The organism is Streptomyces sp. NPDC049813 (assembly GCF_044465085.1).
Classification (GTDB): Bacteria; Actinomycetota; Actinomycetes; order Streptomycetales; family Streptomycetaceae; genus Streptomyces.
The window spans coordinates 16281-41023 of sequence record NZ_JBITLI010000022.1 but is presented as its reverse complement, the minus strand read 5'-3'; the positions used below and the strand labels follow the sequence as shown (position 1 = coordinate 41023).

21 protein-coding genes and 1 pseudogene are annotated in these 24743 nt (G+C 71.8%); 14 read left to right on the top strand and 8 right to left on the bottom strand.

The features are described from left to right. Position 1 precedes the first annotated feature (1 nt). From ACIBW6_RS32555 to ACIBW6_RS32530, 6 genes are read left to right on the top strand one after another with little or no spacing between them, the layout of a single operon-like run. A complete protein-coding gene (locus ACIBW6_RS32555) occupies positions 2–2365 on the top strand; it encodes a peptidase domain-containing ABC transporter (protein WP_399066220.1) in 2364 nt (787 codons plus the stop codon). Next, positions 2362–3918 (top strand): class I adenylate-forming enzyme family protein, encoded by a 1557-nt coding sequence (locus ACIBW6_RS32550; RefSeq protein ID WP_399066072.1) that lies wholly within the window; start codon positions 2362–2364, stop codon positions 3916–3918. Before ACIBW6_RS32555 ends, ACIBW6_RS32550 begins: the two co-directional genes overlap by 4 nt. Further along, positions 3915–5228 (top strand): type III PLP-dependent enzyme, encoded by a 1314-nt coding sequence (locus tag ACIBW6_RS32545; RefSeq protein WP_399066070.1) that lies wholly within the window; start codon positions 3915–3917, stop codon positions 5226–5228. Before ACIBW6_RS32550 ends, ACIBW6_RS32545 begins: the two co-directional genes overlap by 4 nt. Beyond that, a complete protein-coding gene (locus ACIBW6_RS32540; protein ID WP_399066068.1) occupies positions 5221–6471 on the top strand; it encodes an acyl-CoA dehydrogenase family protein in 1251 nt (416 codons plus the stop codon). Before ACIBW6_RS32545 ends, ACIBW6_RS32540 begins: the two co-directional genes overlap by 8 nt. Further along, the gene (locus ACIBW6_RS32535) at positions 6468–7787 is read left to right on the top strand and encodes a hypothetical protein (RefSeq protein WP_399066065.1); all 1320 of its coding nucleotides are present in this window, start codon (positions 6468–6470) and stop codon (positions 7785–7787) included. The genes ACIBW6_RS32540 and ACIBW6_RS32535 overlap by 4 nt, the downstream gene beginning before the upstream one ends. Next, a complete protein-coding gene (locus ACIBW6_RS32530; protein ID WP_399066063.1) occupies positions 7784–8863 on the top strand; it encodes a nucleotidyltransferase family protein in 1080 nt (359 codons plus the stop codon). Before ACIBW6_RS32535 ends, ACIBW6_RS32530 begins: the two co-directional genes overlap by 4 nt. A 40-nt stretch (positions 8864–8903) precedes the next feature. Here the strand turns inward: ACIBW6_RS32530 and ACIBW6_RS32525 are convergent, their stop codons facing one another. Next, positions 8904–9392 carry a cytidine deaminase family protein gene (locus ACIBW6_RS32525; protein ID WP_399066061.1) on the bottom strand — a complete coding sequence of 163 codons (489 nt, stop codon included), beginning with the start codon at positions 9390–9392 and terminating at the stop codon, positions 8904–8906. 106 nt (positions 9393–9498) lie between these two features. After that, positions 9499–10224: a class I SAM-dependent methyltransferase gene (locus tag ACIBW6_RS32520; RefSeq protein ID WP_399066059.1), complete on the bottom strand. Its 726-nt coding sequence runs from the start codon at positions 10222–10224 to the stop codon at positions 9499–9501. A 232-nt stretch (positions 10225–10456) separates the two neighbouring features. Here ACIBW6_RS32520 and ACIBW6_RS32515 point away from each other — a divergent pair, with 232 nt between their 5' ends. The 4 genes from ACIBW6_RS32515 to ACIBW6_RS32500 all read left to right on the top strand — a co-directional run bounded on the left by ACIBW6_RS32515 (position 10457) and on the right by ACIBW6_RS32500 (position 14558). After that, a complete protein-coding gene (locus tag ACIBW6_RS32515; protein ID WP_399066056.1) occupies positions 10457–11656 on the top strand; it encodes a YcaO-like family protein in 1200 nt (399 codons plus the stop codon). A 38-nt stretch (positions 11657–11694) separates the two neighbouring features. Then, positions 11695–13122, top strand: coding sequence for a TfuA-like protein (locus ACIBW6_RS32510; protein ID WP_399066054.1), 1428 nt, complete (start codon positions 11695–11697; stop codon positions 13120–13122). Positions 13123–13413: 291 nt separating this feature from the next. Further along, positions 13414–13644 (top strand): hypothetical protein, encoded by a 231-nt coding sequence (locus ACIBW6_RS32505; RefSeq protein ID WP_399066052.1) that lies wholly within the window; start codon positions 13414–13416, stop codon positions 13642–13644. Between the two features lie 395 nt (positions 13645–14039). Beyond that, on the top strand, positions 14040–14558 hold the full coding sequence (locus ACIBW6_RS32500) for a hypothetical protein (protein WP_399066050.1): 519 nt from the start codon (positions 14040–14042) through the stop codon (positions 14556–14558). A 28-nt stretch (positions 14559–14586) separates the two neighbouring features. On the opposite strand, the gene ACIBW6_RS32495 is transcribed toward ACIBW6_RS32500, so the two are convergent. Next, complete coding sequence (locus tag ACIBW6_RS32495; protein ID WP_399066048.1) at positions 14587–15615, bottom strand: LuxR C-terminal-related transcriptional regulator; 1029 nt, start codon at positions 15613–15615, stop codon at positions 14587–14589. Between the two features lie 600 nt (positions 15616–16215). On the opposite strand from ACIBW6_RS32495, the gene ACIBW6_RS32490 reads away from it, so the two are divergent. Next, positions 16216–16899, top strand: coding sequence for an esterase/lipase family protein (locus tag ACIBW6_RS32490; RefSeq protein ID WP_399066046.1), 684 nt, complete (start codon positions 16216–16218; stop codon positions 16897–16899). Positions 16900–17068: 169 nt separating this feature from the next. On the opposite strand, the gene ACIBW6_RS32485 is transcribed toward ACIBW6_RS32490, so the two are convergent. Both ACIBW6_RS32485 and ACIBW6_RS32480 read right to left on the bottom strand, forming a co-directional pair. Then, positions 17069–17794 (bottom strand): TMEM175 family protein, encoded by a 726-nt coding sequence (locus ACIBW6_RS32485; RefSeq protein WP_399066044.1) that lies wholly within the window; start codon positions 17792–17794, stop codon positions 17069–17071. A gap of 19 nt (positions 17795–17813) precedes the next feature. Beyond that, complete coding sequence (locus ACIBW6_RS32480) at positions 17814–18062, bottom strand: hypothetical protein (RefSeq protein ID WP_399066041.1); 249 nt, start codon at positions 18060–18062, stop codon at positions 17814–17816. 177 nt (positions 18063–18239) lie between these two features. Here ACIBW6_RS32480 and ACIBW6_RS32475 point away from each other — a divergent pair, with 177 nt between their 5' ends. The 3 genes and pseudogenes from ACIBW6_RS32475 (at position 18240) to ACIBW6_RS32465 (ending at position 20452) form a co-directional block, all read left to right on the top strand. Continuing rightward, positions 18240–19229, top strand: coding sequence for a helix-turn-helix transcriptional regulator (locus tag ACIBW6_RS32475; RefSeq protein ID WP_399066039.1), 990 nt, complete (start codon positions 18240–18242; stop codon positions 19227–19229). Between the two features lie 153 nt (positions 19230–19382). Further along, positions 19383–19814 (top strand): annotated as a pseudogene (locus ACIBW6_RS32470) (glutamate-cysteine ligase family protein); the annotation flags it as partial. 68 nt (positions 19815–19882) lie between these two features. Then, positions 19883–20452: a glutamate-cysteine ligase family protein gene (locus tag ACIBW6_RS32465; RefSeq protein WP_399066037.1), complete on the top strand. Its 570-nt coding sequence runs from the start codon at positions 19883–19885 to the stop codon at positions 20450–20452. A 163-nt stretch (positions 20453–20615) separates the two neighbouring features. On the opposite strand, the gene ACIBW6_RS32460 is transcribed toward ACIBW6_RS32465, so the two are convergent. From ACIBW6_RS32460 to ACIBW6_RS32450, 3 genes are all read right to left on the bottom strand, one after another. After that, complete coding sequence (locus tag ACIBW6_RS32460) at positions 20616–21179, bottom strand: hypothetical protein (RefSeq protein WP_399066035.1); 564 nt, start codon at positions 21177–21179, stop codon at positions 20616–20618. Positions 21180–21306: 127 nt separating this feature from the next. Further along, a complete protein-coding gene (locus tag ACIBW6_RS32455) occupies positions 21307–21639 on the bottom strand; it encodes a hypothetical protein (RefSeq protein WP_399066033.1) in 333 nt (110 codons plus the stop codon). Between the two features lie 15 nt (positions 21640–21654). Then, positions 21655–24243 carry a DNRLRE domain-containing protein gene (locus ACIBW6_RS32450; protein WP_399066031.1) on the bottom strand — a complete coding sequence of 863 codons (2589 nt, stop codon included), beginning with the start codon at positions 24241–24243 and terminating at the stop codon, positions 21655–21657. Positions 24244–24743: the final 500 nt, after the last annotated feature.

Genomic DNA, 24743 nt, shown 5'->3' with positions numbered 1-24743 from the left:
CATGTCCCCCTCCTCCCCTTCCCGCTCGTCGTCGCCCCCGAGCGGCGACGACGCCCCCGCGGCGCACGCCGAGGCACCGGCCCCGCCGTCCCGTCCCGGCCCGCTGCGCTACCGCCGGCAGGCGGTCAAGGCACGCGGCGGCTCCCGGGAGTTGGGCCCGGCCCTGGAGACCGGCCGGCTGCTGAGCCGTCCGCTCCTGTTGCGCCGGCTGACCGGCAGGTGGCTGCCCTCGCGCGACCGGCGGCGCGTGCCGGTGCGGCTCCAGGCGCAGACCAGCGACTGCGGTGCCGCCAGCCTCTCCATGGTGCTGGCCCTGCACGGCGTCGACGTGCCGGTACGGGAGCTGCGGGAGGCCACGGCCACCGGCCGGGACGGTGTCTCCGCCCGCCGGCTCCTGGACGCCGCCCGCGGGTACGGGTTCGAGGGGCGGGGCGTGCGGGTGCCGTTGCAGCGGCTGCACGATCTGCCCACCGGCGCCGTCCTGTTCTGGAACTTCGACCACTTCGTGGTCCTGGAGCGGGTCAGCGGACGGTGGGTCTACCTCGTCGACCCGCAGCACGGCCGCAGACGGCTGCCGCTCGACCAGGTCGGGGACTCGTTCACCGGGGTGGCGCTGGTCCTCACCCCGCCGCTGCGGGACCCCTCCGCGGGGCGGGGGCCGAAGCGCCCGGCGGGAACCGCCCGGCCCTGGCGCTATCTGCGGCTGTTCCTTCCCACGACACGACGCTGGACGCCCTTCGTCGTCTGCTCGCTGCTGCTGCTCGGCTTCAACCTCGCGACCCCGCTGGCCACGAACTACGTGGTGGAGAGCGTGGCGCCCGGGCACGCCTTCGGCCACCTGGAGTTCCTCGCCGTCGGGCTCGTCTGCCTCGTCGGCCTCGACTTCGTCCTTCAGTTCGTCCGCTCCGCCGCGTTCCTCGCCATCCAGACGCTGGTCGACGAGACGGTGACCCTCGGCATCGTGCACCGGCTGTTCGCGCTGCCGTACGGATTCTTCGCCAGTCGCAGTCCGGGCGATCTGCAACAGCGGGTACGGACCAGCTCGACCGTGCGGCAGACGCTCTCCGCCACCGCCTTCGCCAGTGTCTTCGACGGGCTGCTGATCCTCGTCTACATGGCCCTGCTGCTGATCGCCGATCCGCTGCTCGCCGCCTTCGTCATCGTGCTGGCGCTGCTCCAGGTCACGCTCGTGGCCCTGTTCTGGCGGCGCCAGGGGTACGCGGGCGCTGACGCTCTGGAGGCGCAGGCGCGGGCGGACGGTGAACTGACCGAACTGCTGGAGGGCATGGGCACCCTGAAGTCGGCCGGTCTGGAAGCGGTGGCCGGGCGACGGTTCAGCCAGACCCTCGCCGAGGAGCTGAACACCCGGCTGCGCAGCCGGCGCCTGGCGGCTCTGGCGTCGAGCCTGAGCATCGCCTTGCAGGTCGGTGCCCCGCTGCTCATCCTGGTCGCCGGCTCGGTCCGCATCTCGCAGGGCGGGATCTCCGAGGGCAGGGTGCTGGGCTTCAGCGTGCTGGCCATGGGGCTGCTGGTGCCGCTCGCCAACCTGGCCCAGGTCTGCCTGCAGACGTCGGCGCTCGGCGCGTCCCTCTCCCGGCTGAGCGACATCCTGGAGTCCCCGGCGGAGCGGCCGCCCGGCACGGCCGGGCCCCGCGTGGCGGGCGAACTCACCGTCGAGAACGTCTCCTTCGCCTACCAGGGCGGTCCCCCGGTGCTCGCCGACGTCTCGTTCGACGTGCCGCGCGGCAGCTTCACCACGCTCATCGGGGCGTCGGGCTCGGGCAAGTCGACCTGCGGGCTGCTGCTGGCCGGTCTGTACGGCCCGACCGCCGGGCGGGTGCTCGCCGGAGGTCAGGACCTCGCCTCGGTGGACACCGCCGGCTACCGCCGCGCCATCGCCTTCGTCGCGCAGGACGCACGGCTGTTCGGTGCCAGCATCCGCGACAACATCGCCTGGGGCGGTACCGACGTGTCGGACGCGGACGTGCAGGAAGCGGCCCGGGTGGCGGGCATCCACGAGGACGTGGCGGCCATGCCCATGGGGTACCAGACTCTGCTCGCCCCGGGAGGCGGCGGGCTCTCCGGCGGCCAGCGGCAGCGGGTGGTGCTGGCGCGTGCGCTGGTGCGCAGACCACGGCTGCTCATCCTCGACGAGGCGACCAGCGCGCTCGATCCGGTGGTGGAGCGGGAGGTGTTCCGGCGGCTGACCGCGCTGGACTGCACCCTGGTGGTGATCGCCCACCGGCTGACCGCGGTGGAGGACGCCGACCAGGTGGTGGTGCTGGAGAGGGGCCGGGTCGTGCAGCACGGCCGGCACCGCGACCTCATGGCCGCCGACGGCCCGTACCGGGAGCTGGCCTCGTGAGGGCCGCGGACGGGAGGTCCACGGCGTCGCACACCGGCGCCCGGCGCGCGTGCACGGGCACCGCGGCGGCGAGCATCGGCGAGGCGCCCGTCCCTGACGTGGTGGCGCTGCTCGACGGCGCTGCCGGGCGCTTCGGGGAGCGGCCTGGTGTCACCGACGACGCGGGCAGCTGGACCTGGCGCGGGCTCCAGGCCGCGAGCCGTCGCGTCGCCGGTGCCCTGCTGGCCCGGGGGGTCGCTCCGGGCGACCGGGTGCTGGTCGTGCTGGCGCCCGGCCGTCAGTTCACGGCGGTGCTCTTCGGCGCGCTGCGCGTCGGCGCCGTCGTCGTACCGGCGGGCGGTTCCGCCTCGCCGTTCGAACTGGGTTGGGTGCTGACCGACGCCGAGCCCCGGGTGCTCGTGTCGGACCGCGCAGAACTCACCGCCCTGGCCGAGCGCGCGGGAGCGAGAGCGGTCACCCCGGCGCAGCTGCTGGACGGACCGGTGGCCGAGCCGGTGGCCGTCCCGGCCGACGGCACGGCCCTGCTGCTGTACACCTCCGGCTCCACCGGGCGCCCGAAGGGCATCGTCTGCCCGCACCGGGCGGTCGCCTTCGCCGCCCGGGCGGTCTCCGGGCGGCTGGCCTACCGCCCGGACGACGTGGTGTTCAACCGGCTCCCGCTCTCCTTCGACTACGGGCTCTACCAGATCTTCCTCTGTGCCCTGGCGGGAGCCGAACTGGTGCTGCCGGACGGCTCCGCCTCGCCTCGCGAACTGGTGGCGCTGCGCGCGGCCGGCGCCACCGTCGTGCCGGTCGTCCCCACGTACGCGGCCATGCTGGCGCGGCTCGCGGCCCGCGACCGGCGTCCGCTGCCGGTCCGGCTGTTCACCAACACCGGTGCCGCGCTGATCGGTCAGGACGTCCACCGGCTGCGCGGCGCCTTCCCCGGAGCGGCGGTGGTCTGCATGTACGGCATGAGCGAGTGCAAGCGGATCACCGTCGCCGACCCCGACGAGGACCTGGCTCACCCGGCGACCGTGGGCCGGGCCCTGCCCGGCACCCGCGTGTGGGTGGTGGCCCCCTCCGGGAGGCCCCTGCCGCCCGGTGAGAGCGGGGAGATCGTGGCGGCGGGCCCTCACGTGATGGCCGGCTACTGGAGGGCCGAGGAGCAGAGCGCCGTGCGATTCCGTCCGGCGCCGGACGGCGCGGGTCCGGCGGTGTTCACCGGCGATCACGGCCGGCTCGACGCCGACGGACGGCTGTACTTCACGGGGCGCGCCGACGACCTGTTCAAGCGGCGCGGCTGGCGCATGGGCACTCAAGAACTGGAGCTGGCGATGCTCGACATACCCGGTGTGCGGGCCGCGGCGGCGGTCCCGCCCGCCGCGGACGGCACCCTGACCGTGTGGGCGGTCACCGACCTCGCGCCGGAGCTGGTGTTGCGGGGTCTCTGCGAGCGCCTCGGCGCCGCCCGCACCCCCGACCGGTGCGTCGTCGTCGCCGACCTGCCGCGCACCGCGCACGGCAAGGTCGACCGGGCCGCACTGCCCGCGCCGGAAGGGGCCGCGCGATGAGCTTTGACACGGCCGCCCTGACCGGCGGCGTGCCGTGCCTGGACCACGCCGGGCTGCACGCCCTGGCGCAGCGGTTCGGCACCCCCGCGTACGTCTACGACCTGGCCGCCGTGCGCGAGGCCGCCGACGCTCTGCGCGCCGATCTGCCCGCCGGGGCCGCGCTGCTGTACTCGGTGAAGGCCAATCCGCACCCGCTGGTCGTCCGGGAGCTCGCCGGGTGCGGTCTGCGCACCGAGATCAGCTCGCTGGGCGAGCTGGCGGCGGTGCGCAGCGCCGGCGCCCGGTGCGCGGACGCCCTGTACACGGGACCGGGCAAGACCCCCGGTGAGCTGCGCGGCGCGCTCGACGCGGGCGTCCGGCACTTCTCCGTCGAGTCGCTCGCCGACCGCGACCGGCTTGCCCGGGCCTGCCGGGACACCGGCACGCGGGCGGAGTACCTGGTCCGGCTAAACGGGCCGCGCGGCAGCAGTGGCGGTTCGCTGCGGATGACCGGACGCCCGACGACCTTCGGCACCGACTGGCAGGCGCGGGAGGAGCTGGCGGCGCTGTTCACGCCGGCCGGTCCCACCCGGCCGGTCGGCACCCACACCTTCTCGGCCACCAACGTGGAGGACCCGCGCGCGCTGGCCGTCGAGCTCCGGCAGGCGCTGGCCACCTCGGTCGAGGTCGCCCGGAGCGCCGGTTTCGTGCCGGAACTCCTCGACCTCGGCGGGGGCTTCCCCGCTCCGATGGCGCGGCCGGGCCCTCTTCCGCGCTTTCCCGCACTGGCGGGAACTCTCGCGGCCGCTGTCGACGCGCACTTCCCCGGTAGCGTCCTGGAGGGGCGACCGGGGGTCGCCTTCGAGACGGGCCGTCATGTGACCGCCGCCGCGGGTACGTTGCTCACCACGGTCGTCGACGTCAAGCGCTCCGGTGACCGGACCTTCGTGGTTCTCGACGCGGGCGTCAACGTCCTGGGCGGGATGTCCGGCCTGGGCCGTCTCATGGCTCCCCGGACGGTCCCGGTTCCCGTCGTGCCCGCCGAGGAGGCCGGACCGCCGACCGCGCCCGCCCCCTCACGTGCGGAGCGGGTGAGCCTCGTCGGGCCGCTCTGCACCCCTCTGGACGTGCTCAATCCGGCCGCCGACCTGGCCGATCCGCGGCCAGGCCAGGTGCTGGCCGTGCCCAACACCGGCGCCTACGGACTGACCGCGAGCCTGCTGGGCTTCCTCAGCCGTCCGACACCCGTCGAGATCACGGTGGACGGATGCGCGGTGGTGGCGGCCCGACAACTGACGCTGCAGACAACGGGAGTTGACGTCAATGCCTGAGACCGGTCTGCGCGGGGCACAGCGTCCCGCGGCACCTCGCGAGCGCCGCCCGCACCCCTCCCCACGGTCTCGCAGCGACGAGCCCGACACGCTCACCCGGCTCGTCGCGGTCCTTGCCCAGCGTGCGGACGCGGCCGACCGCGAGGCCGCGTTCCCCGAGGAGAGCGTGGACGCGTTGCGACGCGCGGGGTATCTCGGCTTTCTGGTCCCCACCGAGCACGGGGGGATGGGCGGCGACCTGGCGGGGCTGGTGGAGACCGCCCAGGCCCTCGCGGGGGGCTGCCTGTCGACCGCCATGATCTGGGTGATGCACTGCCAGCAGGTCGATGTCCTCGTCCGGCACGCCGGCTCCGGACTGCGGGACCGGCTTCTGCCCGCCGTCGCCCGCGGGGAGCTGTACCTGGCCTCCGTCACCACCGGGCCGGTGACCGGCGGGCACTTGCTGACCGCCGCCGAACCACTGCGCCGCACCGTCGACGACGCGTCGGAGGAGAGCGGTCTGTGGCTGGAGCGGACCGCCCCCGTCGTCACCGGGGGCGGCCGGGCCGACGGCTTCCTCGTCACCATGCGCGCGGCGCAGGACGCGGGCCCGCACTCCGTCTCCCTCGTCTACGCCGACCGGTCGGCCCTGACCGTCGAGTCCACCGGCGGGTGGAACACCCTGGGCATGCGCGGTACCGACAGCGGACCGCTGCGGCTGCGCGGCGAAGTCCCGGCCGATCAGGTCGTCGGCGCTCCGGGCGGGTTCCGCCGGGTGGCGACCGACAGCATGATCCCGCTCGCCCATCTCGGCTGGAGCGCGTGCTGGCTCGGCGCGGCGCGTGGTGCGCTGCGCGGACTGCTGGGGTGGCTGCGCGGCAGCTCCGCGCACGACACGACGTCCCCGCTGGTCCGCGAGCGCATCGCCCGCGTACGACTCGAACTGGAGCTGGTCAGCGCCTATCTGGAACGGATGCGGGAACGGGTCGACGAGGTGCGTGCCGCCGGTGGCAGCCTCGACACCCCCGCCCTGCAGATTCAGCTCAACACCCTGAAACTCGCCGCCTCCGAGCTGTCGTTCAGCGCGGTGGACCGCATGGTCCAGCTGGCCGGACTCTCGGCCGGCTACGGCGCCGAGAGTCCGCTGCGCCTGGAGCGTGCCTTCCGGGACCTGCGGTCGGCCGCCCTCAACTACGCCAACGACCGCCTGCTGACGGCCAACGGCTCCCTCGCGCTGCTCGACCGGAAGGTGGGTCTGCTGTGAACGTGCCGTACCCGGCGCCGGAGCGCCGCCCGTGGCCACCCGTCCCCGCCGAGGTCACCACTCCGCCTGTCACGGTGTCGTGGTTCGACCTGCGGCTGGAGGTGGTCACCGCCCTCGACGGCGTCCGCGCCGAGATCGAAGCGCAGCACGAGGTACTGGACGCGGCCCCCGGTTCTCGTACAAACCATCGCGTGACGCTGGTCATCGACCCCGGCCTCGTCGCGCGCGTCCGCTCGGCCGGCGCCGGACGACCGTCCACGTCGGTGGAGTCGTTCGCCGGGTGGTGGTACGAGACCTGGCCGGGCGAGGGAGCGGGCCGGGTGCTTGCCTCCGGCGAGGGGCAGGAGTGGGATCACGTCCTGCTCACCGAGGACTTCGTCTCCTGGACGGTGGTCGGCACGGCAGTGGCCGGAGCCGCCGTCGCCGTGGGACGGCTGCTGCGTGAGCTGATCCGCGAGGATCTGGTACGGCGGGGGGCGCTGATGTTCCACGCCGGGGCCGCGGTGCTGCCCGACGGCCGGGCCGTGATGCTGCCCGGCGACGCCGGGGCCGGGAAGACCTCGTCGGCCGTCCGGGTGGCCGAGGCGGGCGGCCGTGTCGTCGCCACCGACCGGCTGCTCCTGCTGCCGCCGGGCGGCGCGCGCGGTCCGGACGGCTGGTGGATGGTCGGCCTGCCGTCCACCACCCGCCTCGGCGCCGGGGCGGTGGCGGCGTCGGGGCTCGCCGGCCGGCTGATGGGCGGGGCGGCCATGGGCCGTTCCAGGCCGGACTGGCTGGCGGAGCTGGCTCGCTCCGGGGCGCTCAGCGAGAGCTCCCGGAGCGCCGGAAAGCTGTCGCTCAGCAACAAAGAGGTGCGCACGCTGGTGGGCGGCGGCTGCCTGAGCGCCGCTCCCCTCGACGGGATCGTCGAACTGCAGGCGCGGGACGTCGTCAGCCCGGTGCCGACCCGTCCTGCCGCACCGCTCGGTGCGGTCGAGCCCCATCTGCTCGTGCCCGACCCCGCGTACCGCACGCACTGGCTCGCCGCCCGGCCCTTCCGGGAGGATCCGTCGGCCGCGCGCCGGGCACTGGCGCGGCTCGTCGCGGACGTGCCCGTGCGGCGGCTGGGGTGGAGCCCCGCACGGCACTGTGACGGCGCGACGGCCTCGCTGCTCGGCGCGGCCCTGGAGAGCGCCTGCCGGGACGAGGCCCGTGCCTGCGGTGATCCCGCGCCGCCGTCCGCCGTCGCCGTCGCGGCCGACGGTTTTCGTCAGAGCGTCCGTCAGGGGCCCGCGGAGCATGCGCCGGCCACCCCGTCCTCGTGGAGGAACGAGTGAGCACCTCATCGACACACGCGCCGGTCCCCGCGGCCGGCGGTCCACGGCGATCGTCCGCGCTGGAAGGCGACGAGCGGACCGTCCTTTTGGCGGTGGCCGAGCGGCAGGGGCTCGCCCAGGTGCCGGACGACGTCGGCGAGCTGCTGCGCAGGCCGGACTTCGATCACGGGCGGCTGATCGAGCACGCTCTGCGGCACAAGCTCGGCGCGGCGCTCTCCGACTATGTGCACCGGCACGGGCTGCGCCGCTCGCTCCCCGTCCAGCTGCGGGTGCCGCTGTTGTCGTTCCATCAGATCGCCCGCCACCGGGCGGCCGTGCTGACGGCGGAGGCCGCCCGGGTGTCGCGGTCGGTCACCGCGGCCGGGATCGCCGCTGCCTGGACGAAGGGGGTCGTCGCCCAGGACCGGCTCTACGACGGACGCGCGGTGCGTCAGTTCAACGACATCGACCTGATGATCCGGCCCGGGGACCGGGACCGGCTGAGTGCGGCGCTGGTCGATGCCGGGTACGTGGCGGAGCAGGTCTGGGACTCGGTCTCGGGGCGCCTGCTGCCCCGGTCCCGGGCCGAGTTGCGCATCTACCAGTTGTCACCGGACCACTTGCCGCACTTCCACCGGCTCGGCCCGGACCCGGTGGTGCCGGTCGTCGTCCTGGACGTCGCCAACAGTCTGACCTGGCACGGCGCGACGTGGCAGGTGCCGATGGACGAGGTCCTGGCCGGACGGCGGAGCTTGCCCGCGGGCGGGGTGTCGCTGCCCGCGCTGTCCGGCGCGCATTCCTTCCTGTTCGTGTGCCTGCACCTGTTCCGTGAGGGGTGGGTCGACCGGTTCGCCCGGCTGAAGGGCGCCAATCTGTCCCAGGTGGCGGAGGTGCTGCGGGAGTGGCGCCGGCTCGGTGCCGGTGAGCGCGCGGCGGTCCGCGACGCGATCGCCACCCACGGCCTCGCCCGGCCGGTGGCCTGGGCCTGCGGGCACACCGACCGGGTCTTCGGGACCTCGCTCACCGAGGACGTGGGGGTGGGGAAGGAGGCCACCGCGGAGTGGCTGGGCGAGGGCCGGGGCGGCTTGCCGGGCTGACGTGTGGTGGCGCACCCGGTGACCCGCCTCGCGAGGGCGGTCACCGGCAGGCGCGCGCCGTGGGCGAGGGCGACTCGGTCCGCGCCCGGCGATTCTTGCGGAGCCGGCTCAGGACTTGTGCGCGGCCGGCGTGTTCGGCGAGCGGCAGCAGGTCCTCGATCCGCACGCTTCGCACGCCGTCGGGGGTGGGCAGGAGGACCCGGATGCCGGGGTGGTAGTCGAAGAGCACCTGGCGGTCCCTGCCGCACGGGCCGACGGGTCCCCGGCCCGCGTCGCCCACCGCGACGATCGTGGACAGCTCCCTGGCGCCGGAGGCCCGGGCGTGGCCGAGCGCGACGAGTTCCGCGCAGGGGCCGCCGGTGAAGTGGTAGACGTTGATCCCGCCGTACACCTTCCCGTCGGCGGCCCTGACGGCTGCGGCCATGGTGTGGGCGCTGACGTCGCCGTCGGAGTGCGCGTCGACGATCTTCTGGGCGAATTCGACGAGTTCGAGGTCGTCGGGGGTCAGTTCTCGGCTGGGAACAGTCATGCGGCGATGCTAGAGAGGGCCGCTTCCGGGCCACCATCACGAGTTCTCTTGACACGCGTGGCGGCACGGCTGTCGCGGTAGTGGGTGGCGTCGGCGGTGGTCCGTGTCAGAGGGCGGTGAACGTGAACTCGAACATGTCGTTCAGACCCGACCTGAGGTATTCAGCGGATTTCGCGTAGTAATTCAGGTGCCAGTCCAGTCGCCGTTCACCGACCAGGGAAAGCAGCGCGGTCCGGTTGGCGTTCAGGTTCCGGACGAACAGGTCGAGCGTGCGTGCGTAGTCGGCGGCCAGCGAGCCGGACGTGCGCACATCGAATCCCGATTCCCGGGCGCGTTCCTCGATCTCGGCCCTCGACGGCACGCGGAACATCCGGCGGTCGGCCGTCACCGTCAGCATGACCATGACGCCTCCCACCGGCAGCAGGGTGCGGCAGTGCGGAAGGAAGCCCCGCTTGTCCTCGAAGTTCTCGAAGGCGTTGACGCAGACGATGCGATCGACGGGTTCGGCGAACTCCTCCCAGCTGCTGAGCCGGAAATCCACGCGCGGGCCGCCGCTCTCCGCGTCCCGGCGGCGCGCGTAGGCCAGTTGCCCCTCGTCCAAGGTGATGCCGATGCAGTGCGCTCCGTACCGCTGCGCCGCGGCTCTGGCGGTCGCGCCCCAGCCGCAGCCGACGTCGAGGACCCGCATGGCCGGCTCGATCCGGCAGCGGGACAAGATCGCGTCGGTCTTGGCGCGCTGGGCCTGTTCCAAGGACAGGGTGTCATTCCTGAAATAGCCGGAGCTGTGGTTCAGTTCGGGATCGAGGTGGAGCTGGGCATAGCTGGTGTCCATGGCTGCGGTCCTTTCCCCTTCCGGCGCCCCCGCTCTCTCCGCGGTGACCCGCCGCCGGATCTTTTGCGCCGCTCTCATCCTGGCACCGGCTCCACCGTTTCATTGCTCCGGTCGGCAAGAGCGGCCGTCACGAGTATTCGGTACTTATGGCGCGTGCCGGACTCCGGAAAAATGCGTCTCGCAGACATCGCCCGTACCGCCGGAACCCACCCTTGACTAAGGAATCAGCGTGATGGAACTTTCGCTGGACACGATCAAGTCAGCGGCCACGGCGAAGGGGCACCGGCACGGGACGGACCGTCTGGTGCCGCCGCGGGAGACCTTCGAGAGGGTCCGCCCCCATTTCGCCGAGATCGGTCTGACCCGGGTCGCCAACGTGACGGGGCTCGACGTGCTCGGCATACCCGTGGTGCTGTCGGTCCGCCCCAACTCGCGTTCCCTCGCCGTCCACCAGGGCAAGGGCCTCACCCTCGACGCGGCGCGGGCGTCCTGTGTGATGGAGAGCCTGGAGCGGTGGCATGCGGAGAACGTGACCCTGCCCCTGCGTCTGGGCACCCCTCGAGAGATGGCGCGGCTGGGGCGGGTGCTGGACCTGGAGCGGCACGAACTCTTCCAGAGCGAGGACGTCCGGGACCGCAGGCGGCTGTGGCTGGAGGGACGCGACTTGACGGGCGGCGGCGCCGTCTGGGTCCCCCACGACCTCGTCACCATGGACTTCCGCTGTGACGGCTTCGACCTGCTCGGACATGCCACCGTACCGCCGTGGGGGAACTCCAACGGGCTGGCCTCCGGCAACCACCCCATGGAGGCCCTGGCCCACGCCCTGTGCGAACTGGTCGAGCGCGACACGTTCATCAGGGACTCCGTGCGGCCCGCCGCCCCGCGGAACACGGTGGACCTCGCCACGGTGGACGATCCCGCCTGCCGACAGGTCCTCGACGTCTTCCTGTCCGCGGGCCTTCGGGTCGCGGTCCGGGACCTGACACCCGACCTGGGCATCCCCACGTTCGAGTGCGGGATCGGTGAGGACCCCGGGACCTCGCTCAGTCCGCTGCCGATCAACACCGGCTGGGGTACGCACCTGCGCCGCGAGATCGCCCTTCTGCGTGCCCTCACGGAGGCCGCTCAGACCCGGCTCACCTTCATCTCCGGCGCCCGCGACGACCTGCCCCGCAACGTGTACGACTCGCAGCGCGACAGGCTGCGGCTCACGGCCAGGTGGAAGGAGATGTGCGGGACCGGCGGCACGCGCGCCTTCCACGAGACGCCGAGCCACCTGCACGACACGTTCGAGCAGGACGTGCTCACGATCGTGGACGCGCTGCACGAGAGGGGGCAGTCGCAGATCGTCGTGGTCGACCTGACCAGGACGCACATCGGGATCCCGGTGATGAAGGTGCTCGTCCCGGGCCTGCTGGCCCCCATGGAGTGAGCGGCGGCAAGCACGGTGACCGACCAAGGAGCCAGACAATGACAGCGTACGTCTTCGTGGGTCCGACCCTGGCCGAGGAGGACCGCCCGCGGGACTGGGACGTGGTGTACCTGCCGCCGGTCGAGCAGGGCCACATCACCGCACTGGTGCAGGAGGCGCCGACGGCGATCGGCGTCATCGACGGGAGGTTCCACGACGTGCCCGCGGTCTGGCACAAGGAGATCCTGGAGGCGCTGCACGTCGGTGTCCCCGTCTACGGAAGCGCCAGCATGGGAGCGCTGCGCGCCGTCGAACTCGCCCCGTTCGGCATGCGCGGCATCGGCCGGGTCTTCGAGCAGTACCTGGGCGGTGTCCTCGAGGACGACGACGAGGTCACCGTCGCGCACGCCGGCCGGGAGGACGACCACGTACAACTCTCCGACGCGATGGTGAACATTCGGGCCACGCTCCGCGAGGCGCGTGCCCGGGACGTCATCGGCGACGCCACCGAGCAGCGCCTCCTGGACCTCGCCAAGGCGACGTACTACTCGCGGCGCAACCTGCGCCTGACCCTCGCGGAAGGCCGCGCCGCCGGGCTGCCGGCGCACGAGATCGACGCGCTCTCGGCGTTCGTCGCGGAGCACTCGGTCGACCAGAAGAAGTGCGACGCCCTCGCCATGCTCGCCGTCATGCGTGACGAGCACGGCACGTTCCCCGGGGCCGAGGCACGCTTCCCCCTCCAGCGCAACGCGTTCGTCGAGCGCTCGCACAGCAACGGTCTGATCCACGACGGGGCCGGCGACTTCCTGCGGGTCGACGCGATCCTCAACGAGGTCAGGCTGCGCCCCGCCCGCTATCTCCGCCTGCGCCGCGGCGCGCTCGGCACCGTCGTGTCCCGCCTGGGCACACCGCCCGGCGACGCGCGGACCAGGACGTCGGCAGCGCTGGCCCGGTTCCGCACGATCCACCACCTGACTGCAGATGCCTCATGGCGGAGCTGGCTGGCCGAACGCGAGTACACGCAGGACGGCTTCACCTCCCTGGTCGAGGACGAGGTCCTCGCACGCGGCCACCGCCCCTACGGGGGCGCCCTGAACCTGCCGTTGCTCCGCGCGCTGCGCTCGGACGCCGACTACGCGCGCGTCGTGCGCCGCGCCCGCGCGAAGAAGCACTTCCTTGCGGCCCACGGACTCGCGGACCCGTCCGGCCCCGGCCAGGCGGCGGACAAGGAAGTCCTGCGCTGGTACTTCGCCTCGACCGGCACGCCGTTCCCCGGTGACATCCACCGGTACGCCACCAGTCTCGACTTCCTGGACGGCTACGAGTTCCTGAAGGCGGTCAGGGACGAGTTCCACTACGTGAGCGGGGATCCGACGACGCCGTCCGCGGTCCCCGAGATGGCCTGCGAGACGCGGGAGACCGACGAGGACGACCTCAAGAGCCACATCTCGGCCGCTGTCTGGCAGGCCGAGTGGCCGACCCGCTGAAACCGTCCGACCCTCGGGACCGTCAGGCACCCGGGCAGTCAGGCACCCGGGAAGTCAGACACCCGGACGCCCGGACACCTGGCGGTCGCGTCGGCGGAAGTCCGGCCGAGGAGAACCCTTTTGTTCAACCTTCGCCCATTTTGCGGGCCGTTCGTTTTGCTGCCGGGCAGGTTGGTGAGCACCTGATCCCATGGCGAGCGGGGCCCGCACCGGAGAACCTTGAGTCAGCGGGGGCCGCGGACCGAAAGCCCGCCCGCCGCGATTCCGCACCACCTCACGACAGGAGTCCCAGTGAACGTCAGACGCCCCGTCACCGCAGTGATCACAGCCGCACTGCTCGCCCTCGGCGCCGTGTCCGTCGCGGACGGCACGGCCCTGCACGCGGTCACCGTCGCGGCGACCACCGACGACAGCGGCTGGGGCAGTGTCGAGCCCCCCGTGGCTTCGGGCGAACTGCGTACGGCCGTCGCGCCGGCCGACAGTGGCTGGGGCAGCGTCGAACCCCCGAAGGCGTCCAGCTGAGGGGACACCGCCACCGCGGGCGGCTGACTCTTTCCGCTCCGGCCCCGTTGCGCGACCGCGAGTGCGCGCCCACCGCCCGCGGATGACCGCGATGCCAATCGAGAAGAACCACGCCCGGCGAGGCCGACCGTCGGCCTCGCCGGGCGGCCGGACCGGTGGCAGCGCATCCGCGCGGTGTCACGGAAACTCGTGACTACGCGGACGGACGCGCGAACGTCACAATGCCTGTCACACCGCCGTCGGCCGGTGCCGGGACCGGTGGAAACCCTACGCAGTGCGATGGAAGCGGCAGCCGACTCGACGGAGCCCGCGTTTTCCCGGCCTGGGACGGGCCGACGCGAGATCGGAGAGTTGTGCCGGAGCCCCGACGGCTGGATCAGCCGCTCGATTCGTTCGTGCGGGAGATCGCGCTGTGCGTCGCGACGAACGGGGACAAGGGCCCGGCGCTGTTCTGGCCCGAGGATCTGCGCACGTTGCCCGCACTGCAACGACTCGCGCGGTCCGGTCGGCCGGCCGGTGACGGGTTCCGCGCGCCCGGACCGCGGCTCTCCCCCGCGACCGGGCCGCCGCGACAACCCGGGGCCGTCGGCCCGCAGGCCGAACTGCTGGCAGCCGCGCTCGGCGAGCTGCTGGGCCTTCGGGTCCGTCCGTCCTACCGGTTCCTTTCCTGCGGGGCGGTCGCCGCCCGGCGGGCGTCGTGCGCGGCCGAGTACATGGTGACGGTGCTCGACGGCGCGTGCCGGTGCCGGGTCACGCGCGACGCCGATGCCGCGGGAGGGCCTCCGAAGGATGCCGTGGACCTGCGCCTACGTGCGGGCGGGACACTCTTCGTGCCCCGCGGCCACGCCTACGACCTCCTCGATGTGCACACCCCGACGGTCCTGATGGAGCTGGTCCTGAACCGACCCGATTGAGGGGCAGGGTTCTTGACGTGGCATCGGTTCACGTGTCGGAGTTCTGGAGTTCCTCACCCTCGGCGGCCGGGTCCTCGTCGCTGAGCAACCCCCGTGTGGCGACGGCGAATCCGGCCTGGAAGCGGCTTTCCGCACCGAGCGTCTGCATGATGTCCGCGATGTGCTTGCGGGTCGTCCGCAGTGACATGCCGAGGCGGCGGGCGATCGTCTCGTCCTTCCTTCCGGTGGCCAGCAGCCGGAGGATGGTGCGGTCCAGGTCCTTGGCCACGGCCTCCAGTCCGTCGGCGGCCGCGTCGGAGAAAGGCTGCGCCTCCGTCCACGCCTGCTCGAAGAGTTCACACAGGAAGTGCACGACGGACGGCTCACGGATGGCGACGGCCCCCCACGTTCCCCGGTGGTCGGGGAGGAACGCCAGGGTGCGGTCGAAGACGATCATCCGTCCGCAGAGCTGGTGAGCGGTGCGGTACTCGGCGCCGAGGGCGCTGGCCAGCGCCACGTAGGCCTGGCTCGGGCTGTTGAAGCGCGCGGTGTGGTGGTACAGGGTGCGGATCCGTACGCCGCGCGCGAGCACCTCGCTGTCTCTGGCCAGCGCGTCCTTGAGCACTTCGGGGGCGCGTGTGCCGCCGGGCTGGACGGTGATCATCTCCTCGCGGCACATCTCGGCGGCCCGGTCCAGGGCGGCCCGTACCTCGCTCAGAGCGGGGATGGTCTCCAGGGTGGCGGGGGTGCCGCGCAGCCCTTCCTCGTAGTGCGCGGAGAGCTGGACGAACTGGTCGCGCAGGGCCCGTAAGGATATCTCCTGCTCGCGGATGGCCCGCTCCACCGGCGCCGAGGCCACCGCGGCCGCCAGGTGCGGGTCGACCGCTCTGAGCACTCCGTGGCCCACCGTGTCCCGCTGGAGCAGGCCCAGTTGGAGGAGGGAGTCGACGGCGCCGGTCACCTGCCCCTCGCTCAGGGCCAGTTCCGCTGCCAGCCCCGCCGGGTCGAACTGCCGGTGGAGCGCGATCTGCCGGTAGACGGCCTCCTCCTCGGCCCCGAGTTTGTGGTCGACACCCACCGTGGGATCTTCAGCCCGCTGCCGCACAGTCATCCCCTGTCCATGCCGGACGACGTGGGAACACAGGAAACTCGCTTGGCCCCGTCCGATGCGGGCGATCGACTCTTCACAGACCTGAGGGTCCTCTCTTCTGTGGATACGCACCGGGTTGGAGAGTGGGCGCGACGAGGGCGCCCACCGTGCCGGGACCGCGAGGATCTCTCGCGTCTCCCCGTCAACCAGCCGTTGCGACGCTGCGACGGACGCTCCCCCGAACCCGCCCGGCCGCCGTTCACGCGCCGCCGATTCATGCTGATGGTGCCCCCAAAAAAATGCCCGGTGCGTAGCTGGGCGGGAAATACCATAGCGCCCGAATCGCAACGGAGGCACGGCGGACATGCGGGGCGCCGGCAAACGGACACACGCGGGCGCACGCAGGCGGACCTCGGGCGCGGGGCGGTCGGCCCGGGCGGCAATGACCAGCCGTGGAGCCGGGGCCGTGGGCTCGTTCCCGCCGTAGAGACCGCCGGTAGCGGTGCCCTGTCCATCTGTCCCCGGAAGCCCTACTATCCGGTGGCTCCGCGTCGTCTCAGCGTCCCCCACCTCACGCCGGAGGTTCAGATGCGCCGTCCCCTCACCGTTCTGCTGGCCCTGTTCGGCGCGTTGAGCGGTCTGCTCTGCGCGGCACCCTCGGCCTCACCGGCCGCCGCGCACCGGCCCGTCATCCTCGTCCACGGTTACAACGCCGACCCCGGGGTCTGGGGCTCACTGGCGGACGACCTCAAGGCATCGGGTTACGGCGACGGGGAGGTCTTCCGCTGGTCCTATGACACGCACGCCTCCGTCAACGAGACGCTGGCCGGCCAGTTCGCCGCGTACGTGGACGGTGTCCGGGCCCGTTCGGGCGCGGACCAGGTCGACGTCGTCGCGCACTCCTTCGGCAGTCTGCCGGCCCGCTGGTACCTCGCCTTCGGCGGTGGAAGCCGGCACGTCGCTCACATGGTCTCGCTCGGCGGCCCCAACCACGGCACGTATACGGCGTGGGCCTGCGCCGCCTGGGACCAGGCGTGCCGGGACATGTCCCCCGGCAGCTATGTCCAGAAGCACCTGGCAGCGGCGGACGAGACCCCAGGTGCCACCCGGTACGCGACCTTCTGGTCGAACTGTGACGAGGTGATCAACCCCGACAGCAGCGTGCTGCTCGCCGGGGCCGCCAACACCGCGGCCGGCTGCCTCGACCACAACGCCCTGCTCGGCGACGACGGCGTCTCCTCGGGCGTACGCGCGTTCCTCGCGACGCCCTGACGGCATGACCGCATGACGGCATGACGGCATGACGGCATGACGGCATGACGGCATGACGCCGCTACCGGGCTCTCGCCGGGGCGTGTGGTGGCGTTCCAGCTCTGGGACCTGGTGGTCAAGGTGCGGCGCCATGCCTCGGCGCGATCCGGAGCGCCGGCGTCCCCCGTGGTCAGCGCGCGCGGCGCCGGCCCGTGAAGCGGGTCCGTCCCGGCAGGAGCAGCAGCAGAAGGCTGTAGTACTGCAGCGCCGGTACGGCGAGCGCGAGGGCGAACGCGACGACTATGGCGATGACATTGCCGAAACCGTCGGTGTACAGGTGCGCGATCCTCCGGCGGGTCTCTTCGCCATCGCCCTCGATCATCCCCGGCTTGCTCTTCAGGAGCTGCAACATGGCGAGCCTGCACACCATGCCGACCAGGAGCACCGCGTAGTAGAACGCCGCCACGAACCGGTCGCTGCCGAAGGCGCCGATCATCTCCGTCGGGAGTGGGAGCACGACGACCGACAGCAGCCAGCCCATGTTCCACGCCGTCAGGGAGCGGGTGGCCGTACTGACCGTCGAGAAGGTCCGGTGGTGCTCCTGCCAGATGTTCGCGATGACCGCGAAGCTGAGCAGGAAGCTCCAGATCTGGTCGAGATGACCGGTGATCACCTCACTGGCGCCCTCGTGGGCGGACGCGACCTCGGGGACGAGGTCCACCAGCGGCAGGATCAGCAGCGTGATGGAGATCGCGGTCACCGCGTCGGTGAACAGCACCAGCCGCTCCCCCGAGACACCTCCTTCGATCCTGTCCGGCCCGTCCGGCCCGTCCGGCCTGTCCGGCGCGGGAACCGACGGCTCTCCCGGGCCGCCTCGCCCCGTTCCGGTCGCGTCGATGACGCCCTTGCCACCCATGTGTGTGCACCTTTCCTCGTCATACCCGCCGCCGCGCCTGCCTGCGCCGGCCCCGCGCGCGGGGCCGTCCCGTCGTGGCGCGGGTCAACAGGGCGTTCGGACCGTCGATGGGTTCTTCCGTCGCCGTGACGTACCGCACAGCCACGAACTCGTTGCGGATCGATGTGGCGATCGCGTCAGGGGCGAGCAGTGTCAGCGGCGGTTCCTCGAACCACGAGTCGTGGCACACCGACCGGCCCGACGGGCCGACGCACCGGCCGATCGTCATGTCCGTCGCCCCGCGCCGCCTCCCCCGGAGGCGGATCAGCGTCCGATCATGATGGCCGGCTCCGGACGCCGGTCCCTTGTACCGGTCGGCCTCGTGCGTGGTACTTCCCTGCCACCCGGGGCCCGCACGGTGAACCCGGCCCGGGCGGTGGCCAGGTGCCGGAGTAGCTTGATCCGGATGAGGACCGAAGTCAGCGTGGCTCCCTGGCGGATCGGAAACCCCTCCACTCCGCTGATCGACGTCACCGTGCCGTACGCGAACGAGAACCGGAACCGTGTCCTGCTCAGGGAGTGGCAGCGTCAGGGGGGCGAGTCGGTCCCGGCACCGCCCATGCAGCTGCCACGGCACGGCGAAGGGACGTACCGCGCCCGCATCTGGAAGCAGGACCTGCTCGACCTCTTCCTGGAGGACCAGTACAGCGACGCGCTCGCAGGGGACACCGGAGGCCCGGGCGGGCACCTCGAGGACCGGATCGTGACGAGCGTGACGCTCAGCGGTGAGTGGCGCTTCGCCACGAAGGGCCAGCGGGCCACGGCGGCGGCCGGGACGGTGTGCGTACGAAGGAACGAGGGGCTCTGGGACTTCGAGATCGACCGGGGCACCCGGGCCGTCACCCTGGTCCTGCCCGCGAGCGAGATCCGCTTCCCGGCGAACACGCGGGCGGTCATCGCGGAACAGGCCTCCCCCGCCGCGGCCCTTCTGCTCGCCCACCTCCGACTCTGGGCCGAACTGGGGGACGGGCTCGGCTCCGCCGCGGCGAGGGCGGCCCGCAACGCGACCCTGGAGTTGTTCAGAGGACTGATGAACGACCAGGTCATGGACGACGCGGAGTTCGCACCCGCGCTCCTCAGGGCGGCGACGGACCACATAGAGGCCCGGCTGCTCGCCGAACCCGACCTCGACCCCACAGGGATCGCGGCGGCCCTCAACGTCTCCGTCCGCACCCTCTACCGCGCGTTCGGTCGCGCGGGCACGTCGTCGGTCATGGGCCATGTGCGCGAACGCCGGCTCGAACGAGCCAGGGCCGATCTCCTCTCGACGCACCTCACCGTGTCCGAGATCGCCGCCCGCTGGCACTTCGCCGACAGCAGCCATTTCGTCAAGGCGTACAAGAAGCGGTTCGCCGAGACTCCCACCGCGGCCCGACGGCCCGCAGCGGATGAGTGATCCGGGCTGAACAACCTCGTTCGCGACCCGGGGCGGGGGTCGTCACGCGGAGGTTCGGCGTGGCCAGAACGACTTCATTCGTGCCGCGTCTGACTGCCGCGCGGGGCCGCCTCCCGCCGCCGTGGCGCAGGACCGCCCGGCGTACTGGTCGGGGTGGAGGAGGAGTACCTCGTCGTGGACCCGGTGTCGCGGCAGCTCAGCACGCGTGCGGACAAGGTCGTCGCCGAGGCGGCGGCGGACCTCGGGGCGCGGGTCGGTACCGACCTGATTGGCTATCAGGTCGAGGTCCGTACCCACCCCCACGCCACCCTGGCCGCCCTCGGCGAGGACCTGCGGCACCTGCGACACGTCGCCGCACGGGCCGCGTCCCGGCTGGGCGTTCGGCTCATCTCCAGCGGGACACCCGTCCTGGGCCAGCACACTCCCCCGCCCCTGTCGGCGGGCGGGCGGTACGCGCAGAGCCTGGCCACCTTCCGCGCGCTGGACCATGAACAGACGGTGTGCGCCTGCCACATCCACGTGGAGATGCCCGACCTGGACACCGCGCTCGCCGTCAGCAATCACCTGCGGCCCTGGCTGCCCGAACTCCTCGCCCTCGGCGGCAACTCGCCGTACTGGCACGGACAGGACACCGGCTACGACAGCTGGCCAGCTTGGCCTGGACACGCTGGCAGGTGGCCGGGCCGCCGCCCTACTTCGAGTCCGCGGCCCACTTCGAGGACCTGGTCGGCCGGCTCATCACCTGCGAGACGCTCCTGGGCCGCTCGGGCGTCCACTGGGACATCCGGCCCTCCCACCACGTGCCGACGCTGGAAGTCCGGGTCGTCGACGCAGCGTCCCGCCCCGACGACACACTGCTGCTGGCCGCCGCCGTCAAGGGCCTGGCTCTCGCGGCCCTGACAGCGGTACGGCAGGGGCAGGCCGCGCCGCGCCCGGAGCCGGAGATGCCGCGGGCCGGATACTGGCGCGCCGCCTGCGACGGCGTACGCGGGCAGAGCGTCGACCTGCGATCCGGCCGCCTCCGTCCCACCACCCAGGCACTCGTGCGGCTGTGGGAGACGGCCCTGCCCGCCCTCGCCACTCAGGACCTCGCCCTCGCCGACGCGGCGCGCCATCGCCTGACCCGGGAAGGCAACGGAGCCGACCGTCAACGCGCCGCCTACCGCCGGCGCCATCGCCTGAACGATGTCGTCGACCACCTCGTCCACCAGGTCACCGGCTGAACCGCCCCCGCACGCACCTGGGCATCCGGGATGCTCGGCAGTGCCACCAACGCGTCGACCGCTCGGCCTCCACGACGTGGGACCACTCCCCGCTGCGGCCGAAGGGGCCACACCGTGCGCCGCCGCGACACTGACGTCAGCGAGCGCACCGCTGCATCGGTGCTCACCCGTCCGCGCCGGGGGACGCCACCCTCCTGCGGCGTGCCTCCGGCGCCGGCTCCTGCCAGGCGAAGAAGACCACCGCCGTGACGACCGTCGCCAGGCCGGACAGGATGAACAGCACGAGCGTCTCGGGCTCGGCGGTCGCCAGGGTGCCGGCGGACGCGAGGGCCAGGACCGAGCTGGCCGGGAAGACCGCCCGCAGGGACCAGTACGAGGCACGCCCCGGCCGCAAGGGCGTGCGCTGCACGAAATGTTCCCAGCCCAGGGTCCGCAGGCCGACCTTCTGCTCGACCTCCGTTCTGATGTAGGCGGCTATCCGGTGGATGCGGAAGGTGTGGTGGAGCCAAGTGAGCCCCAGGATGAGGGAGACCAGCGGGTGCACAAGGACGATGGGTGCCTGCTGGGTCTGGAAGCCGATCGAAAGCACCGTGCCGAACGCGATCACTGTGAGGGACACCAGTTGGTACTGGAGGTCCGTCAGCTTGATGATCTCCTCGCGGAGCTTGGTGTACTCCGCGACAAGTAGCTGGGAAGCATCCCAGTCAGGTGTGTTCTGCTCAGTCATGGCCCGTACATGACCCACAAGAGGGGACGGCCAAACCCGGCCCCGGCGTATCCCCGTGAGAGCCGGCCCGTACCCGCGCTGACCTCACCGCGGACCCGGGGTGACCGGGTCGGACGTCCTCGTCAGGTCACGACAGGGCCATGCCGCTGGTGAAGCCGCCTGCGAGGCAGATCGCCCATGCCGTGGGTGAACTCCACAGCCTGGTGGCGGCCAGGGCGGCCGCCGCCGGAACGATGACGCCGGTGAACAGGGCGCCCACGACCGAACCCCAGCTTGCGTCCTTCCCGGCAAGTGCCCATCCGGTGGCCGCCGCTGCCAGGGCCGCGGCGGCGTGACCGTATCGGTAGTCCGCCGGGGAGGGCCAGGCGGACGGCCGTTCCTGGCGGCGTCGTACCAAGCGGTAGCGGATCAGGACGCCCAGCTCTGCCAGCAGGACGGCTGTTGCGATGATGTCGAGCAACGTGGTCTCCGGGGGTCAGAACCTGCAGTGGCGCTTGATGCCGTCGATGCCGATGAGCGTCCCGACCATCTTGCGGAGCGAGAGCTTCATCTTGCGGCGCTTGGAGTAGTTGTAGATCAGCTTGGCGACCTTCTTGAAACCGATCTTCTTGGCCAGGCGGACCGCGGTGATCACCCGGTACGTCGATCCCGCCGGAGCGAAGGAGAGGACGATCGGGGCGACGCCGCGCACCGCGCAGTTGAAGATCTTTTTGGTGGTGGACCACCAGGAGGGGTCGATGACGAGGGGGTAGGCGCTGTTGCTCCCGAACTCGACGTGCTGCACCAGCTTGTTGCCCACCACCTTGTAGCTCGTGGGTACGTCCTTGCCGCCCGCGTCCTTGGCCCAGGGGGCTTCGAAGAAGCCGGCCGGCTCGTTGGTGGGCGTCTTGGAGGTGTCTTCGTCGCCCGGGGAGTACAGCGAGACGGATCCGTCCTCGTCATGGACGACGGCCTTCATCCCGGCCGGGAGGGTGTAGCCGGTCTCGTAGTCGTGGGGCGCGGAGCTGCTCTTGATGATGTTCAGGGTGCGCGAACCGCCGTCGACGGTCGGCTGGACCACGGTGTCGACGGGGCCGTTGGACGCGTACACCACATTGCCGCCCACCGGCGTGCCCCTGGCCGTGGCCCCGGGGATGCTGAGCTTGGTGGGCATCTGCTCGTTCTGGATGTCCACGGGCTTGCTCTGGCCGTCCCACGGCACCCTCACGGTGTTCTCCTCGGTGGCGGCGATGGAGGCGTAGGTGTCGTCCGAGGAGGTGGCCGCTGTGACATCCGCGGCCTCGGAATACAGGTTCGCCAGGCCCAGCGCGTTCTCCGCGGTCGTGGGTCTCCACGCGGTGTCGACGTAGAACTTCACCGACGGCGACCAGCCGGTGGCGTAGTGGGTGCCGTCGAAGGCGGTGGTGCGGAAGCTGTAGGTCTTGCCGGAGGCGAGCTTGCCGGCGGGCACCTTGATGGACGCGGTCGTGTTGGAGGGCACCGTGTCGGAGTTGACGGTGGCGACCACCTGGCCGGTGGCGTCGTCGGTGATCTGGAAGGTGCCCTGGACCGTGTCGTCGGCGTTGCTGTCGTTCATCGAGGCGCGCAGCGTGGGGGTGGTGGAGTTCACCTTGTATATGCCGCCGCTGGAGATGAACGGGGTGCCGGCCTGGAGGTTGCTCCCGGCGCCGGGCCGGTAGTTGTGGGTCACCTCCAGGGTGGGGATCTTGTCCTGATCGGTGGAGTTGGCGGAGTAGAAACGTTTCCAGCCGTAGGTGTCGGCTTCGTCGGCGGCCCGGAGGGCGAGCGATCCGGTTTCGGCCTTCGCTGATGCCCAGGTCTGAGCGAGCTTGGTGACGTCCGCGTTCACCCATCCGGGACTGGTCGCGGGTTTGGTCTCGGTGGAGGTGGCGATCTTCTCATTCAGGGCCGGCTGCTTGGTCCAGCGGGTGTTCTTGTCCGCGGGACCGGCGGCCCAGACCTCCCAGGCTCGCGCCTCAGCGGACCATGAGTGGTAGTTCCACAGCTTCAGATTCGCTTTGGTCACCAACGCGTCCGCGAAGGGCGAGGTCCGGAAGGTGAGGAAGGACCGCGCGGTGCGTTTGGTACTGCCTTGGTAGTCGCCCGGCCAGCCGAGCTTGAGGTCCGTGCTCGCGGACTGGTCGGTGGTGTCGCCACCTTGGACGAAGGTGTCGAACAGGACGTCCAGTGCGTCCGCGGCCGGGTCGATGGTCACCGGGTACTGCGTCTCGGGGTCCCTCAGCCAGGCGGCGTCCGGGGTCAGGGTGAGAGTGACGGTGCTGCCGTCCTGGTGCAGCCGCAGGTCGACCCGGCGGCTGTTGGTGCGCTCCAAGGAGCGGGGGTCGCGCCGGCTGTCCCACATCGACGGGGCGGGCATGACCGCTGTCTTCTCTCCGGAGGAGTCGGTGAAGGTGACCGAGCCGTCGGCGTTCTGCTGAGCCTTGGTGCCGTCGGGGACGGTCATCGGGACGACCATCGGTGCGCCGTTCCGCGGGGCTTTGTTCAGGCGCAGGTACTGCTCGAATCCGGTACGGGTGGCCTCCACGATCAAATCGCCCTCGGGGACGGCGTGTTCGTAGGTGGCCCGGTTCCCGTCCAGCTGAGGGGACGGCAGACCTCCCTTCCACTGAAGAGTGAGCTTGTCCTGACCCTGACCGATGGACACGAGATCGTTCGCTCGCGCCGGGTCGGCCTGTGCCACGGCCGCCAGCGACGTGGGGAGGCTGCCCTCCTTGCCTGCCAGCTGCAGGTGCTCGGGGTGCGCCGCGGCCTCGACGTGGCCGCCGTTGGAGCGCTTCAGGCCGAGATCGACGTCGACCCAGGTGCCGTCGCGGACCATACGGACGGGGCCGGCGGCCACGACGGTCGTCAGCGTGCCGTCGGGGTTCGCGTACACGGTGTCGGTTTCGGTCCGCATCTGCAGGACCTCCACCCGGCGCTCCTGCACCTTGGCGGCCTCCAGGGCCGCCTCCACCGTCTCGGCCTCGTCTATGGGGTGGGCAGCCAGTTCCGTTGCCGCTCGCTTCAACTCCTCGGCGACAGTGTCGATTTCTCGCTCCGCCACGTCGGGCTTCTCCATGGCCGTGGCGACGTGGGGGGTGGAGACAAACACCGCCCCGGCGGTCAACGCGGCCACGCCGGCGGCGCCCAGAGGCCAGGCACGCCAAGTGCTCTTCATTCGTGCTGCTTTCCGATGTACCGCCCCATGACGCCCCGAAGAGCGCCGCATGGGCGTTTTTGTTCTTTACGGCGCTCATACAATCACAAGATCGGCATCGGTCCGTAACTACCGCTATTCATGGGCAAACCACCAGCGAGGAGGGGCATCGGTACGGAACCGGACACTCCGACATGAGCGCGCCGCGCAAGGTCTGCCGAAAGGTGGTGCCGCCGGCTGGTGCTGCGCCGTCACGAACGACCCTGTTTTAAGGGCGAGTTGTGTGACGCGTGCTGCCCTCACCATTGCAAGAAGCCATGAGTCCTACCCGCCGTGCCGCCGCCGAAGTCACACCGCCCAGAGCGCGATGCCATCTCATGAAGGCGCGCGTCCGGACGACGCTTTGC

What these genes read in the sequence shown, in the direction of transcription:
- ACIBW6_RS32555 (WP_399066220.1), top strand. Translation starts at nt 2, where the DNA reads ATGTCCCCCTCCTCCCCTTCCCGCTCGTCGTCGCCCCCGAGCGGCGAC.
- ACIBW6_RS32545 (WP_399066070.1), top strand. Translation starts at nt 3,915, where the DNA reads ATGAGCTTTGACACGGCCGCCCTGACCGGCGGCGTGCCGTGCCTGGAC.
- ACIBW6_RS32540 (WP_399066068.1), top strand. Translation starts at nt 5,221, where the DNA reads ATGCCTGAGACCGGTCTGCGCGGGGCACAGCGTCCCGCGGCACCTCGC.
- ACIBW6_RS32525 (WP_399066061.1), bottom strand. Translation starts at nt 9,392, where the DNA reads ATGACTGTTCCCAGCCGAGAACTGACCCCCGACGACCTCGAACTCGTC.
- ACIBW6_RS32520 (WP_399066059.1), bottom strand. Translation starts at nt 10,224, where the DNA reads ATGGACACCAGCTATGCCCAGCTCCACCTCGATCCCGAACTGAACCAC.
- ACIBW6_RS32515 (WP_399066056.1), top strand. Translation starts at nt 10,457, where the DNA reads ATGGAACTTTCGCTGGACACGATCAAGTCAGCGGCCACGGCGAAGGGG.
- ACIBW6_RS32510 (WP_399066054.1), top strand. Translation starts at nt 11,695, where the DNA reads ATGACAGCGTACGTCTTCGTGGGTCCGACCCTGGCCGAGGAGGACCGC.
- ACIBW6_RS32490 (WP_399066046.1), top strand. Translation starts at nt 16,216, where the DNA reads ATGCGCCGTCCCCTCACCGTTCTGCTGGCCCTGTTCGGCGCGTTGAGC.
- ACIBW6_RS32485 (WP_399066044.1), bottom strand. Translation starts at nt 17,794, where the DNA reads ATGGGTGGCAAGGGCGTCATCGACGCGACCGGAACGGGGCGAGGCGGC.
- ACIBW6_RS32480 (WP_399066041.1), bottom strand. Translation starts at nt 18,062, where the DNA reads ATGACGATCGGCCGGTGCGTCGGCCCGTCGGGCCGGTCGGTGTGCCAC.
- ACIBW6_RS32475 (WP_399066039.1), top strand. Translation starts at nt 18,240, where the DNA reads ATGAGGACCGAAGTCAGCGTGGCTCCCTGGCGGATCGGAAACCCCTCC.
- ACIBW6_RS32460 (WP_399066035.1), bottom strand. Translation starts at nt 21,179, where the DNA reads ATGACTGAGCAGAACACACCTGACTGGGATGCTTCCCAGCTACTTGTC.